Source organism: Variovorax sp. J31P207 (genome assembly GCF_030316965.1).
Lineage (GTDB): Bacteria > Pseudomonadota > Gammaproteobacteria > Burkholderiales > Burkholderiaceae_C > Variovorax > Variovorax ginsengisoli_B.
This window is the reverse complement of the sequence record NZ_JASZYN010000005.1, coordinates 13,377-26,497: the sequence shown is the minus strand read 5'-3', so window position 1 is coordinate 26,497 and position 13,121 is coordinate 13,377. Positions and strand designations below refer to the sequence as shown.

The window sequence follows — 13,121 nt, the reverse complement described above, 5'->3', positions numbered from 1 at the left end:
CGGCGGCCGCTTCAGGTCTGGACCGTGAGTTCGGGCTTGGCCACCAGTCCGAAGCTGCGCAGCACGCCGAGCAGTTCATGGTGTCCGAAGGCCTGGCAGCCGGAGGCGAAGCCGACCCGCTTCGGCGGCTGCTGCAGCAATGAGTAGGCGGCATGCGCCTGCAGCAGGCCGGTCTGCTTGTAGTTGCAGTTGCCGAAGATGACGCAATGCGCGCGGCCCAGCGGCCCGGTGGCGTGCACCGAGTCGACCGACTTGTTCAGCCGCGGGTTCTCGCGCGGGGGCATGCTGTTCATCACGCCGGCGGCGGTCTGCGCCAGTGCGGCGTAGCGCTCGTCCGGCTTCATGCCTTCGGTGGCTTTCAGCGCGGCCGCGACGATCTGCGGCACGCCCAGCATCAGCGGCTTGTTGAACACGCCGCCCAGCACCTTGACGTTGGCGACCCGCGGGTCCTTGCGGAACCACACCGGATGCGAGGTGCCGCCCCACGGCAGCGCCAGCGCCATCTCGTGCTGGCCGGGAATGGCCAGGCTGTAGAGGCCGGCGTCGGGCTGCCACTCGACCATCTTGTTCTGGTGCAGGAAGAAGGCCTTCGACGTCGCGGCATTGACCAGGATGGTCTGCGTCGATGCGATCGTCGGGCTGCCGCCCCAGAACACCGCGATGTCCAGGGTGTCCAGGCCCGGTGTTTCCAGGCAGAGCTGCGCCGCGATCTCGCCGGTGGTGTACATCTGCGCCAGCCCGGGCGACAGCAGCAGCCCGGCTTGCGCGAAGCTGGCGCCGAACTCTTCCTCGAGCGTGATCAGCCAGTCCTGCTCGCCGGTGGTGTCGGTGTAGTGGCACTTGGCGGCCAGGCAGGCCTTCACCACTTCGGGGCCGAACCGGGCGAACGGGCCGACCGTGTTCAGCACCACCGATGCGCCGGTGAAGAGCTTGGTCAGCGCCTCGGTGGTGTGCGCCACCTCGACGACTTCATAGTCCGCGGTCTCGATGCCGGCCACATTCGCCTTCATGGCCGCGTCCAGCTTCTCCGCGCTGCGGCCGGCCGCGATGAAGGGCACGCCGTACTCGCGCAGGTATTCGCAGATCAGCCGGCCGGTGTAGCCGCTGGCGCCGTAGACGATGACGGGCTTCTTGTTGCTGCTCATGGTGTGGGTTCCCCGGGTCTGTTGGATGGGTTCAGAGAAGGGACGAGCTCACGCCGCCGTCCAGCACGAAGGGGCTGCCGTTCGAGAAGCTGGCCCGCTCCGAGGCCAGGAAGACGGCCAGGTTGGCCACCTCCTGCGGCGTGCCGTAGCGCCCCTGGCGCTGTGCAATGACCGCGTCGAAGTCCGGGATGCCGAGCATCTGCTCGAACTCCTTCTTGCGCGGCTTGACCATGTCGGTCTCGATGAAGGCCGGCAGGATCGCGTTGACCCGGATGTTGTGCGCACGCAGCTCGGTGGCGGCGGTCTGCGTGAGCGAGACGACGCCGGCCTTGGCCGCCGCATAGCTGCCGATCAGAGGGCAAGCCGCCTTCGCCGTGACCGAGGCCATCGTGACGATGGCGCCGCCGCCCGCAGCGATCATCGCCGGCGCCGCATAGCGGATGCAGAGGAACACGCCGTCGAGGTTGACCGATGTCACCTCGCGCCATTGCTCGTAGCTCGTGGCGACCAGCGGCGAGAGCATGGCGACGCCGGCGTTGGCGACCATGATGTCGAGTCGGCCGTGCTGCTGGGTGGCCGCGGCGACTAGCGCCTCGACCTGGGCCGGCACCCGCACGTCGCAGGCCACCGCGCTGGCGCCCTGCAGCGATGCCGCGACCTTCCGCGCCGCCTCGGCGTCGATGTCCGACACGATGACCTTGGCGCCCTCGGCGGCGTAGGCGCGTGCGATGGCCTCGCCGAGCCCGCGCCCCGCGCCGGTGACGATCGCGACCTTGTCTTGAAGCAGCAACTTGCTCATAGCAATCCGGCAGACAGGCCGCCGTCCAGGATGTAGTGGGAGCCGGTGGTCCAGCTGGCGGCGTCGGAGGCGAGGAAGGCGGTCATCTCGGCCACTTCGAGCGACGTGCCGAGCCGCAGCTGCTTGGCCGCGACCAGCGCGCTGAACGGCACGCCGACGATGGCTTCGACGGTGGGTATGAGCCGGTCGACCATCGCCGTGCCGACGAAGCCCGGGCACACCGCGTTGACCCGGATGCCGGTCGGCTTCAGTTCGGCCGCGGCGGTGCGCGTGAGCTGGATCACCGCCGACTTCGACGCCGCATAGGAGCCGAACAGCGGCACGCCGTTGGTGCCGGCCAGCGACGAGATGTTGACCACCGAGCCCTTGCCCGACGCGACCAACGGCCCCAGGGCGCTCTTCATGCCGAGGAAGACGCCCATCACGTTGATGTTCATGAGCCGGCCGACTTCTTCCTCGGTCTGCTCGAACAGCGGCTTGACGATCTCGATGCCGGCGTTGTTGACCAGCGTGTCGAGGCCGCCGAAAGCGGCGGTGGTGGCCTCGACGGCGCGGGCCCAGTCGGCCGCCTTCGTGACGTCGCACCGCACCGACCGGGCCATCGGCCCGAGTTCGTCGGCGGCCTTGGCGGCACCAGCCTCGTCGATGTCGGCGAGCATCACCTGCGCGCCGCGTTCGACGAAGAGCCCGGCGATGGCGCGCCCGAGCCCCTGGGCCGCCCCTGAGATGAGGGCCTTTCGGCCCTGCAGTTCGATCATGCGTTTGTCTCCTGGGTTCGAAAGTCCGGCCGGGCCGCGCTCGCAGGCGCAGTTTGTGGCCGGGTGCTATTCGAACCTCGGAGGCTTCGCCTGCCTCCCACCTAAAGGTTGGTTTTTCGTGCTGCGGCGCAGCACATGCCAGTCAGCGTGCGCTCAGGTTTTCCAGGCGCCGACGTGGGCGGCGCCGGCTTCGTCGACCAGCGCCGGGCCGATGCATTCGATCGGATGCGGCGAGGCCCGGAACACGTCGCGGCAGGACAGCTCGGCATCGCGCTGGTCGCCGCGCTCGCCGCGGAACACCCGCAGCCGCTCGGCGTCGATGCCGAACACCACGCGGCCGATGTTCGACCAGAAGATCGCGCCCGCGCACATCACGCAGGGCTCGCCCGACGAGTAGATCGTGGCGCCGGCCAGCTCGTCGCGCGACAGCTTGCGCTCGCCGAGCATGCGCACCGCGTTGACCTCGGCATGGCCCGTGACGTCGCCGGTCTCGGCGGTGTTGCAGTAGGCCTCGGCCAGCACTTCGCCGGCGGCCGAGACCACCACCGCGCCAAAGGGCCGGTTGCCGCGCCGGCGGCCGGCGTGCGACCAGACGATGGCCTTGCGCAGGTAGCGGCCGTCGCGCTCGTCGAGCTGCTGCTCGGCGGGAAAGGTTTCTGAAAGAAGTGAACTCATGCCTGAATGCTACGTTCATTGCGCGCCGGCAGCATCGAGCTGTTGAAGATGGCGTCGGCCGACGGCCTGGTCTTGAGTCCGAACACCTCCGCCACCTCGTCGACCTGCTGCTCGAGCAGCAGCTTGCGGATGTCGCCGAGGCCGTGGCCGCGCGTGTCCGGTGCGCCGACGTACTGTGCCGTGATGGCCCAGCGATCGAGCTCGATCTTCGGGTCGAGGATCGGCTCGCGCTGGCGCATCGCCGCGATGCTGGGCGCCGGCTGGGCGAAGGTCTCGACGATCGCGCGGTTGGTGGCGCGCAGGAAGGCCGCCACCGCCTTCGGGTTCTGCGCGATCAGGTTGCTGCTGGCGAGGATCGCGTTGCCGTACAGGTTGACGCCGGCGTCCGCGTACTTGAGCACCGAGAGCTCGTCGGCCTTCATGCGCGCGAACAGCGAGACCGCGGAGTCGTGGAAATAGGTGGCGGCATCGACATCGCCGCGCACCATCACGTTGTCGCGGGCGCTGAAGTCGGTGGTCTGCCACTGGAAGGCGTCAGGCTTCATGCCCTGCTTGCGCGCCACCATCGGCCAGGCGCGGCGGGTCGATTCGACCGCCGCGGCGGCGACCTTCTTGCCCTGCAGGCTCCTGAGGTCGCCGCTGATGCCGCGGTCCTTGCGCCCGATGATCACGAACGGTGCGCGGTTGTAGTACTGGTAGACCGCCTGCACCATCGGGGTGCCCGGGTTCTGCGCATTGAACTCGACCAGCGAGCTGATGTCGCCGAGCCCGAGCTGGTAGACGCCGCTCGCGATCCGGGTGATGGAGGCCACCGAGCCGGCCCCGGTGTCGATCGTGACGTCGAGTCCTTCGTCCTTGTAGTAGCCCTTGCTCTCGGCCAGGAAGAAGGGCGCGGTCTGGCCGTTGATGCGGAAGTCGAGCGTGAACTTGAGCGGCGTCGGCTTGCCGCCCTGCGCGAGGACGGCAGGGGCGGCGAGGGCGGCGGCGCAGGCGGCGCCCGTGGCGATGAAGTGGCGGCGTTGCATGAAGTGATCTCCGGATTTCGTGGGTCTTGAACACCCCGCCGGGCCGGCGAGGCACTTCAAGAGCAATTTCCGGGCGGCGCACGGTGGGTGGGTGCGTGCGCTGCTGAACGCTTCTACTCTTGGATGCGGACATGCAGGACGCATGCCAGCGCCACGGGCCCGCAATTTGCATGAGAATCGCCGCAGAGTAGAAGCGTTCAGCTTTGGTGCGCAAGCGGCCATGGCGGGAAATTGCTCTTTCAAGTTGGTCCTCACGCAACCGAAGGAGTCTTTTCATGCTCGTTACGCAGCAACCCGTGTTCCGCAAGTTCTGGCATGCGGTCATGCCCCTGGCCGATCTGCAGCAGGGCCCGAAGCCCTTCACGCTGCTCGGCGAGAACATCGTCCTGTTCCTCGATGCCGACGGCCAGCCCGCCGCCTTGCGCGACCGCTGCTGCCACCGCACTGCGAAGCTGTCCAAGGGCTGGTGCGTCGACGGTGAAGGCAAGGCCTGCGGGCAGGGCGCGATCCAGTGCGGCTACCACGGCTGGACCTACGACCGCAGCGGCCAGGTGATCCGCATCCCGCAGTACGAGCCGGACCGCAAGATCTCGCCCGAGTACAAGACCACCGCCTACCACTGCAGCGCGCGCTACGGCTATGCCTGGGTCGCGCTCGATGAGCCGATCGCGGAGATCCCGGCGATCCCGGAGTTCGACGATCCGGGCTTTCGCACCATCCACCAGTTCTATGAAGAGTGGCAGACCAGCCCGATGCGCGCGCTGGAGAACTCCTTCGACAACTCGCACTTCAGCTTCGTGCACCGGGCGACCTTCGGCGTGGCCGCGAGCCCGAAGCCGAGCAAGTACGAACTGGTCGAGAACGAATCGGGCTTCTACGCCGAGACCGTGATCCAGGCCGTCAATCCGGTGAAGTTTCATGCGATCAGTGGCGTGACCGATCCGATCACCACCCGCCACATGCGCAACGCCTACTTCCTGCCGTTCTCGCGCCGGCTCGACATCGAATACCCCTCGGGCATCCGCCACATCATCATCAACTGCTTCACGCCGATCGACGACGGCCGCATGCAGCTGTGCCAATGGCTGTTCCGCAACGACACCGAGGCCGACTGCGCGGCGCAGATGCTGATCGACTTCGACGAGGAGATCACGCGCGAAGACAAGGACATCCTCGAGTCGACCGACCCCGATGCGCTGGTCGACACGCGACGGCGAGGGGTTGAGTATTCGATGGAGTCCGACCGCCCGGGCATGCTGATCCGCAAGCACCTGATGCAACTGCTGGCGAAGCACGGCGAGGTCGAGGTGCATCGCGGCATGCGCGTCGTGCCGCTGCAGCAAGCCGCCTGAAGCGGCGCTACCATGGCGCTCCAATCGAAGGAGTGCCGATGGTCACGCGTGGATTCACAGGACGACGTCCGACCGCTGCCTTTGCCCGCCGCCTGCCGCCCGGCCAGTTCGAGACCGACGACTTTCCGGTGCTGGCCAAGGGGCCGACACCCGAGGTCGATCTCGCAGCCTGGCGCTTCACGCTGAGCCAGGGACCGCGTCCGCTCGCGAGCTGGAACTGGGCCGAGTTCCAGGCGCTGCCGCGCACGCAGTGGCAGGGCGACATCCATTGCGTCACGACCTGGTCCAAGTTCGACACCCGGTGGGAGGGCGTGAGCATCGACGACCTGCTGGCCGCCGCGGGCGTGGCGCCGCCCAGTGCTTTCTTGCTGGCGCTCTCGCACGACGACTACGACACCAACGTGCCGGTGGCCGACCTGGTCGGCGGCCGGGCCATGGTGGCGACCCATTTCGACGGCCAGCCGCTCACGGCCGAGCACGGCGGGCCGGCCCGGCTGCTGGTGCCGCACCTGTACTTCTGGAAGAGCGCCAAGTGGCTCAAGGGCCTGCGCTTCACGGCGCGCGACGAGGCCGGCTTCTGGGAGCTGCGCGGCTATCACATGCGTGGCGACCCGTGGAAGCAGCAGCGCTACTCGGACGATCCGTGAGCGCGCAGGGGCCCACGCGCTGGCAGGAGGCGGTGATCGAGCGCATCGCGCCGCTGACGCCGCGCATCGTCAGCGTGATCCTGAAGGCGGACCTGGCGCGGCATGTGGCGGGCCAGCATGTCGACGTGCGCCTGACCGCGCCCGACGGCTACGCGGCACAGCGCAGCTATTCGATCGCCTCGGCGCCCGGACAGCCGGTCGAGCTGATCATCGAGAAGCTCGACGATGGCGAGGTCTCGCCGTATTTCCACGACATCGCCCAAGCCGGCGACGCCATCGAGGTGCGCGGTCCGCTGGGCGGCCATTTCATCTGGCGCGCCGGGGACGGCGGGCCTGTGCTGCTCGTGGCGGGCGGCTCGGGCATCGCGCCGCTGATGGCGATGGTGCGCGACTGGGGACGCGCCGCGGCCGGTCTCCCGATGATGCTGGTCTGTTCGGCTCGCACGTGGGACGAACTGCCCTTCGGCGAAGAGCTGGAGCGACTCGAAGCGAGCCGCGCGGATTTCCGATTCGTTGCCGCGATCACGCGCGGTCCCGCCCACCGGCCCGCCGACCGGACGCAGCGGCTCGATGCCCCGGCGCTGAGGGAACTGATCGCGCGCTGGGGCCATGTGCCGCGCCACGTCTTCGTGTGCGGCTCGAACCGCTTCGTCGAGGGCGTGACCCGGGGGCTGGCCGATGCCACGCTCACAGCGGGCATGATCCGCACCGAGCGCTATGGTGGCGCCGAATGAATTTCAATCAGGAGCAATTCGAATGACCCTCACGGTCCGGCGCGACGGCGTCACAGGCACCCGCCACATCCTCAAGATCCGCGCCCACGAAATCCCGGTCGACGCCTCGCCCGACGGCGGCGGCACCGATGCCGGCCCGTCGCCGCACGATCTCTACGACGCCTCGCTGGCGGCCTGCAAGGCCTTGACCGTGCTGATCTATGCGCGGCGCAAGGGCATGCCGATCGAGGAGATCGAGGTCGCGGTCGACCGCGACGACAGCGAGGAGCGCCACGGCGTGTACCGCCTCGACAGCACGCTGCGGGTCACGGGTGCGCTGACCGAGGCGCAACGCGCCGAGCTGCTGCGGGTGGCGGGCAAGTGCCCGGTGCACCGCCTGATGACCGAGGTCAAGACCGAGATCGAGACCCGGCTCGTGTGAGCAGGCCTCAGCCCACCACCACTTCGCTGATCTGCATCACCGGCTTGATGTCGGTGTAGTTGGCGATGTCCGCCAGGATCTCCTTCGCATGCGGGCCGAAGGCGGCCTGGAAAGATTCCACCGAGTCGGCGAAGACGTGGCACATGCCGACGTAGGTGGGCGGCTCGCCGGGCCCGCCGCCGGCCAGCCCCTTGTCGATCGTGTAGGACTTGCAGGCGTCGCCCATCCGGTTCGCGAGCAGCGGCATGTGCTTGTCGCGGTAGTAGGCGTGGTCGAACCGCGCGCCGGGGGTGTGGGGGTACATCACGCTGACCTTGATCATGGGGTTCGTCTCCTGAAAAAGAACCCGCAAGGATAGGCGCTTTCACTCCCCCTGCGAACCCCGATGCGCCCAGCCCGTCGTGTGCTTCTCGACCGCGCTGAAAAGTTCGTACATGCCCATCGCCATCGCGCCCACCACCATCAGGCCGGCGAAGGCCAGGCCCATCTGCATCGACGAGCCGGCCGAGATCAGCAGGTAGCCGATGCCCTCGTTGGCGGCGGTCATCTCCGACACCGTGGTGCCGACGAAGGCCAGCGTGATCGCCACCTTGAGCGAGGCGAAGAAGTAGGGCATCGAGCGCGGGAAGCCGATCTTCATGAGGACGTCCCAGCGCTTGGCGCCGAGCACCCGCAGCACGTCCTCGAGCTCGGGCTCCAAGGTTGCCAGGCCGGTCGCGATGTTGACCATGATCGGGAAGAAGCTGATCAGGAAGGCCGTGAGGATCGCCGGCCCGACGCCGATGCCGAACCAGACCACCAGGATCGGCACGAAAGCCGCCTTCGGCAGCGCATTGAAGGCGGTCATCAGCGGGTACATCGCCGCGTAGGCCAGCCGCGAACTGCCGATCACGAAGCCCAGCAGCACGCCCACCACGATCGCCAGGCCGAAGCCCGCCATCGTGACCCAGAAGGTGCGCCAGGCGTGGCCGGCGATGATTTCCTTGAACTCCCAGAACTGGGTCCAGATGCGCCAGGGGCTCGGGAAGATGAACTCCGAGACGCCGAAGCCCGAGCAGATGATCTGCCACAGCACGATGACCGCGACCAGCAGCAGCCAGGGCGACCAGCGTTCGATTTGCTTGTTGTTCTTCATGGATGGCTTACTGCGGGATCGCCGCCGGCGCCTTGGCGGCATCGGCGATCGCGTTGCTCCGAATGGCGCCGATGTGGCCGCGCAGTTCGAGCACGATGTCGGTGAACTCCTTGGTGTAGGTCAACTCCAGCTCGCGCGGGCGCGGCAGGTCGATCTCGCGCTTGACCACGAAGCGGCCCGGGCTCTTGCTCATGACGTAGACGGTGTCGGCCAGGAACACCGACTCGCGCAGGTCGTGCGTGACCAGGATCACGTTGAACTGCTGCTCGGTCCAGAGGTCGCGCAGGATGCACCAGAGCTCTTCGCGCGTGAAGGCGTCGAGCGCGCCGAAGGGCTCGTCGAGCAGCAGCATCTTGGGCTCGTGGATCAGCGCCCGGCAGATGCTCGCGCGCTGCTGCATGCCGCCCGAGAGCTGCCACGGGAACTTGTCCTCGTAGCCGCCCAGGCCGACCTTCTGCAGCAGCCTGCGGGCCCGCTCGACGTATTCGCGGCGCTTCGCCTTGAAGGTCGAGCGGTAGGGCTCGACGATCTCCAGCGGCAGCAGCACGTTGTCGACTGTGGTGCGCCAGGGCAGCAGCGACGGCGCCTGGAAGGCCATGCCCGAGATCTTCAGCGGCCCGGTCACGGCTTCGCCGTCGATCCGGATCTTGCCCATCGAGGGCATCCGGAGCCCGGTCGTGAGCTTCATGAAGGTCGACTTGCCGCAGCCCGAGGGCCCGACGATGGCGATGAACTCGCCGCGCTGGACCTTCAGGTCGATCGCCTCGACCGCGAAGTGGTTGGCCCGCAGCAGTTCCTCGTTGTAGGCGAGCCAGACGTCCTGGAAATCGACGAAGGGCGCGTTGGCGTTCTCCGCCATCACTTGCGGAGGATGTTCAGTTCTGCGGCGGGCGGCAGCAGCGAACCGTTCCACACCGCATCGGGGTTCACGCGGGTCTTGGTCCCGAAGGCGTCCGACACCTGCGAGGCCATCAGCGACAGCCGGCCGGCGTTGACCTGCCCGAAGCCCTCGGCGCGGGCGTCGGGCGTGTTGACCACGGTGTCGATCGCGAGCTTGAGGCGGCGCGTCTCGAGCTCGCTGTTGACGATGCCGTCACGCGCCTTGATCGATTCGATCGCGACCGCCGGGTTGGCGATCACGTCCTTGGCGCCCTTGGTGAAAGCCGAGAGGAAAGCCTTGACGGCCGCCGGGTTCTCCTTGATGAGCTTCGGCGAGGCGATGATCGCGTTGCCGTAGAGCTTCACGCCGAAGTCGGGGTAGGGCAGGATCACGATGTCGGCCGCCTTGGCGCCGCGCGCCTCGAGGTTGAGCAGCGAGGTGAAGGTGAAGCCCGTGATGGCGTCGATGTCGCCGCGCAGCAGCATGGTTTCGCGCAGGGTCGGGTCCATCGCGGTCCAGTTCACCGCGCCGATGTTGTTGGCCTTGGCGAAGATCGGGAAGGCGCGGCGGCCGGCATCGAACACCGGGGCGCCGAGCTTCTTGCCCGTCAGGTCGGTGGGCTTCGTGATGCCGCTCTTCTTGAGCGCCATGACCGACGCCGGCGTGTTGTTGTAGACCATCATCACCGCCACCGGCTTGTTCGGGCTGTCGGGGTTGTTGGCGTGGAACTCCATCAGCGCCGCCAGGTCGGCGAAGCCCATGTCGTACGCGCCCGAGGCCACCCGCGTGACCGCGCCGCCCGAGCCGTTGCCGGCGTCGACCGTGACGTCGAGCCCGCTGGCCTTGAAGTAGCCCTTGGCGGCCGGGTGCGTGAAGAAGGCCCCGGGTCCCTCGAAGCGCCAGTCCAGCTGGAACTTGATCGGCGTCGTCTGCGCATGCGCAGTGCCCAGCCCGAAGCTGAGGGCGGAGGCGGCGAGGAAGGTCTGGAGCAGATGGCGCTTGTTCATTCAGGAATTCCATGAAAGGGTGGATGCACGGGATTCAAGCAAAAACGGTGCCGGCACGCACTTGGTGCGAACCCTCTCGATGTCTCCATGCGGGTGCATGCGGTAACCGCGGGTTTCCACCCGCCAGAGGAGAACGCACGAAAAAACGCCCCGCCGCGTGCACCGCGGCGGGGCGTCCAGATTGGTGCGGAGATCAGCGCGTCGAGTTGGCGTCGGCCACCGCCAGCGCGGTCATGTTGACCACCCGGCGCACCGTCGACGACGGCGTCAGGATGTGGGCCGAGCCCTGCGCGCCCATCAGGATCGGGCCGACGGTCACGCCGTTGCCGCCGGTCATCTTGAGCACGTTGAAGAGGATGTTCGCGGCGTCGAGGTTCGGGCAGATCAGCAGGTTGGCCTCGCCCGTGAGCTGGGTCTCGGGCAGCGCCTTGCGCCGCACGTCTTCGGACAGGGCGGCGTCGCCGTGCATCTCGCCGTCGCATTCGATGTCGGGCGCCATCTTGGCGAACAGGTCGCGTGCGAGTCGCATCTTGCGCGCCGACGCGCGTTCCGAAGAGCCGAAGTTGGAATGCGACAGGAACGCGACCTTGGGCGGCAGGCCGAAGCGGCGCACCTCGTCGGCGGCCATCATGGCGATGTTGGCCAGGGTCTCGGCGCTCGGGTCTTCATGGACGTTGGTGTCGGCGATGAAGAGGGTGTACTTCTCGAGCGTCAGCGCGTTGAGCGTCGCGAAGCCCGGCGCGCCGCGCTTCAGGCCCAGCACCTGGTTCAGGATCTTCAGGTGGCTGTCGAAGCGTCCGACCAGGCCGCACAGCATCGCATCGGCGTCCCCCAGGTGCAGCATCAGCGAGGCGATGGTGGTGTTGGAGCGCCGCACCATGGCCTTCGAGGCCTCGGGCGTGATGCCGCGCCGGCCCATGATCTGGTGGTAGGTCTCCCAGTAGGTGCGAAAGCGCGGATCGTCCTCGGGGTCGACGCACTCGACGTCCTTGCCCACCGTGATGTGCAGGCCGGCCTTCTTGATGCGGGCCTCGATGACCGCCGGGCGCCCAATCAGGATCGGCTTGGCCAGCCCCTCGTCGACCGCCAGCTGGGCGGCGCGCAGCACGCGGTCGTCCTCGCCTTCGGCGTAGGCCACGCGCTTGTGGCTCGCCACCTTGGCGGCGCTGAACACCGGCCGCATGAACATGCCGGTCTGGTAGACGAAGCGGGTCAGGTGCTGGCGGTAGGTGTCGAGGTCTTCGATCGGCCGCGTCGCCACGCCCGAGGCCTGCGCCGCCTTGGCGACCGCGGGCGCGATGCGCAGGATCAGCCGCGAGTCGAAAGGCTTGGGGATGATGTAGTCGGGCCCGAACGCGAGTTCCTGGCCGGCGTAGGCGGTGGCCACTTCCTCGCTGATGTCGGCCTTGGTGAGGTCGGCGATCTCGCGCACGCAGGCCAGCTTCATTTCCTCGGTGATCTTGCTGGCGCCGCAATCGAGTGCGCCGCGGAAGATGTAGGGGAAGCACAGCACGTTGTTGACCTGGTTCGGATAGTCCGAGCGGCCGGTGGCGATGATGCAGTCGGGGCGCACGGCCTTGGCCAGTTCGGGCCGGATCTCGGGCTCGGGGTTGGCCAGCGCCAGGATGATCGGCTGGCTGCCCATGCTCTTGACCATCTCCTGGTCGACCACGCCGGGCGCCGAGCAGCCGAGGAAGACGTCGGCGTTCTTCATGACGTCGGCCAGGGTGCGGTCGCCGGTGTCCTTCTGGGCGTAGCGGGTCTTGGAGTCGTCGAAGCCGCCGGGCCGGCCGATGTAGATCAGGCCCTTGGAGTCGACCGCGTGGATGTTGGCCGGCTTGGCGCCCAGGCCGACCATCACATCGAGGCAGGCGATGGCGGCGGCGCCGGCACCCGAGACGGCGATCTTGACGTCCTCGATCTTCTTGCCGACGAGTTCCAGGCCGTTGAGCAGCGCGGCCGCCGAGATGATCGCGGTGCCGTGCTGGTCGTCGTGGAACACCGGGATGTTCATGCGCTCGCGCAGCTTCTTCTCGATGTAGAAGCACTCGGGTGCCTTGATGTCCTCGAGGTTGATGCCGCCCAGCGTCGGCTCGAGCGCCGCGATGATCTCGACCAGCTTGTCGGGGTCGTTCTCGGCCAGTTCGATGTCGAAGACATCGATGCCGGCGAACTTCTTGAACAGGCAGCCCTTGCCCTCCATCACCGGCTTGCTGGCCAGCGGGCCGATGTTGCCCAGGCCGAGCACGGCGGTGCCGTTGGTGACCACGCCCACCAGGTTGCCGCGCGAGGTGTACTCCGCCGCCAGCGAGGGGTCGGCCTCGATGTCCAGACAAGGATAGGCCACGCCGGGCGAATAGGCCAACGACAGGTCGCGCTGGTTCAGCAGCGGCTTGGTCGGCGAGATCGATATCTTGCCCTTGACGGGTGATCGGTGATATTCCCGCGCGGCATCTCGCAATGCTTCTTCGGCGGGGGAGAGGGTGTTTGCCATCGGTGTCTCCTTGCTGTCTTGGCTCAGGGTAGAGGCTACCCCAAAGTTC

General features: G+C 67.7%; 14 protein-coding genes. 4 read left to right on the top strand and 10 right to left on the bottom strand.

What is annotated here, in order from left to right; all coding sequences use genetic code 11:
- Positions 1-11: 11 nt before the first annotated feature.
- The 5 genes from QTI68_RS17965 to QTI68_RS17945 form a co-directional block, all read right to left on the bottom strand.
- Positions 12-1,145 carry a DUF5938 domain-containing protein gene (locus QTI68_RS17965; RefSeq protein ID WP_286523253.1) on the bottom strand — a complete coding sequence of 378 codons (1,134 nt, stop codon included), beginning with the start codon at positions 1,143-1,145 and terminating at the stop codon, positions 12-14.
- A 31-nt stretch (positions 1,146-1,176) separates the two neighbouring features.
- Positions 1,177-1,944 carry an SDR family NAD(P)-dependent oxidoreductase gene (locus tag QTI68_RS17960; protein ID WP_286523252.1) on the bottom strand — a complete coding sequence of 256 codons (768 nt, stop codon included), beginning with the start codon at positions 1,942-1,944 and terminating at the stop codon, positions 1,177-1,179.
- The gene (locus QTI68_RS17955) at positions 1,941-2,702 is read right to left on the bottom strand and encodes an SDR family NAD(P)-dependent oxidoreductase (protein WP_286523251.1); all 762 of its coding nucleotides are present in this window, start codon (positions 2,700-2,702) and stop codon (positions 1,941-1,943) included. The genes QTI68_RS17960 and QTI68_RS17955 overlap by 4 nt, the downstream gene beginning before the upstream one ends.
- Positions 2,703-2,855: 153 nt before the next feature.
- On the bottom strand, positions 2,856-3,377 hold the full coding sequence (locus QTI68_RS17950; RefSeq protein ID WP_286523249.1) for a nucleoside deaminase: 522 nt from the start codon (positions 3,375-3,377) through the stop codon (positions 2,856-2,858).
- Positions 3,374-4,402 carry an ABC transporter substrate-binding protein gene (locus tag QTI68_RS17945; RefSeq protein ID WP_286523247.1) on the bottom strand — a complete coding sequence of 343 codons (1,029 nt, stop codon included), beginning with the start codon at positions 4,400-4,402 and terminating at the stop codon, positions 3,374-3,376. Before QTI68_RS17945 ends, QTI68_RS17950 begins: the two co-directional genes overlap by 4 nt.
- Before the next feature lie 275 nt (positions 4,403-4,677).
- Between QTI68_RS17945 and QTI68_RS17940 the strand changes: the two genes are divergently transcribed.
- The 4 genes from QTI68_RS17940 to QTI68_RS17925 are packed head-to-tail and all read left to right on the top strand — an operon-like array spanning position 4,678 to position 7,556.
- Entirely contained in the window at positions 4,678-5,754 is a 1,077-nt protein-coding gene (locus QTI68_RS17940) for an aromatic ring-hydroxylating dioxygenase subunit alpha (RefSeq protein ID WP_286523245.1), read from the top strand.
- Between the two features lie 38 nt (positions 5,755-5,792).
- Positions 5,793-6,401: a sulfite oxidase-like oxidoreductase gene (locus QTI68_RS17935; protein ID WP_286523243.1), complete on the top strand. Its 609-nt coding sequence runs from the start codon at positions 5,793-5,795 to the stop codon at positions 6,399-6,401.
- Positions 6,398-7,135, top strand: coding sequence for an FAD-binding oxidoreductase (locus QTI68_RS17930; RefSeq protein ID WP_286523242.1), 738 nt, complete (start codon positions 6,398-6,400; stop codon positions 7,133-7,135). Before QTI68_RS17935 ends, QTI68_RS17930 begins: the two co-directional genes overlap by 4 nt.
- A 22-nt stretch (positions 7,136-7,157) precedes the next feature.
- Entirely contained in the window at positions 7,158-7,556 is a 399-nt protein-coding gene (locus QTI68_RS17925; protein WP_286523241.1) for an OsmC family protein, read from the top strand.
- 7 nt (positions 7,557-7,563) lie between these two features.
- Here QTI68_RS17925 and QTI68_RS17920 read toward each other — a convergent pair whose 3' ends face one another.
- From QTI68_RS17920 to QTI68_RS17900, 5 genes are all read right to left on the bottom strand, one after another.
- Positions 7,564-7,878, bottom strand: a complete 315-nt coding sequence (locus QTI68_RS17920; protein WP_286523240.1) for an EthD family reductase — start codon at positions 7,876-7,878, stop codon at positions 7,564-7,566.
- Positions 7,879-7,920: 42 nt separating this feature from the next.
- Positions 7,921-8,691 (bottom strand): ABC transporter permease, encoded by a 771-nt coding sequence (locus tag QTI68_RS17915; protein ID WP_286369269.1) that lies wholly within the window; start codon positions 8,689-8,691, stop codon positions 7,921-7,923.
- Between the two features lie 7 nt (positions 8,692-8,698).
- Positions 8,699-9,550, bottom strand: coding sequence for an ABC transporter ATP-binding protein (locus QTI68_RS17910; protein WP_286523238.1), 852 nt, complete (start codon positions 9,548-9,550; stop codon positions 8,699-8,701).
- Entirely contained in the window at positions 9,550-10,578 is a 1,029-nt protein-coding gene (locus QTI68_RS17905) for an ABC transporter substrate-binding protein (protein ID WP_286523237.1), read from the bottom strand. The genes QTI68_RS17910 and QTI68_RS17905 overlap by 1 nt, the downstream gene beginning before the upstream one ends.
- A gap of 193 nt (positions 10,579-10,771) precedes the next feature.
- Positions 10,772-13,072, bottom strand: coding sequence for an NADP-dependent malic enzyme (locus QTI68_RS17900; RefSeq protein ID WP_286523234.1), 2,301 nt, complete (start codon positions 13,070-13,072; stop codon positions 10,772-10,774).
- Positions 13,073-13,121 lie beyond the last annotated feature (49 nt).

Bases quoted from the DNA above. Each gene is read 5' to 3' on its own strand.
- QTI68_RS17960 (WP_286523252.1), bottom strand. From the start codon at position 1,944: ATGAGCAAGTTGCTGCTTCAAGACAAGGTCGCGATCGTCACCGGCGCG.
- QTI68_RS17900 (WP_286523234.1), bottom strand. From the start codon at position 13,072: ATGGCAAACACCCTCTCCCCCGCCGAAGAAGCATTGCGAGATGCCGCG.
- QTI68_RS17935 (WP_286523243.1), top strand. From the start codon at position 5,793: ATGGTCACGCGTGGATTCACAGGACGACGTCCGACCGCTGCCTTTGCC.
- QTI68_RS17905 (WP_286523237.1), bottom strand. From the start codon at position 10,578: ATGAACAAGCGCCATCTGCTCCAGACCTTCCTCGCCGCCTCCGCCCTC.
- QTI68_RS17910 (WP_286523238.1), bottom strand. From the start codon at position 9,550: ATGGCGGAGAACGCCAACGCGCCCTTCGTCGATTTCCAGGACGTCTGG.
- QTI68_RS17925 (WP_286523241.1), top strand. From the start codon at position 7,158: ATGACCCTCACGGTCCGGCGCGACGGCGTCACAGGCACCCGCCACATC.
- QTI68_RS17955 (WP_286523251.1), bottom strand. From the start codon at position 2,702: ATGATCGAACTGCAGGGCCGAAAGGCCCTCATCTCAGGGGCGGCCCAG.
- QTI68_RS17945 (WP_286523247.1), bottom strand. From the start codon at position 4,402: ATGCAACGCCGCCACTTCATCGCCACGGGCGCCGCCTGCGCCGCCGCC.
- QTI68_RS17950 (WP_286523249.1), bottom strand. From the start codon at position 3,377: ATGAGTTCACTTCTTTCAGAAACCTTTCCCGCCGAGCAGCAGCTCGAC.
- QTI68_RS17920 (WP_286523240.1), bottom strand. From the start codon at position 7,878: ATGATCAAGGTCAGCGTGATGTACCCCCACACCCCCGGCGCGCGGTTC.
- QTI68_RS17965 (WP_286523253.1), bottom strand. From the start codon at position 1,145: ATGAGCAGCAACAAGAAGCCCGTCATCGTCTACGGCGCCAGCGGCTAC.
- QTI68_RS17915 (WP_286369269.1), bottom strand. From the start codon at position 8,691: ATGAAGAACAACAAGCAAATCGAACGCTGGTCGCCCTGGCTGCTGCTG.
- QTI68_RS17940 (WP_286523245.1), top strand. From the start codon at position 4,678: ATGCTCGTTACGCAGCAACCCGTGTTCCGCAAGTTCTGGCATGCGGTC.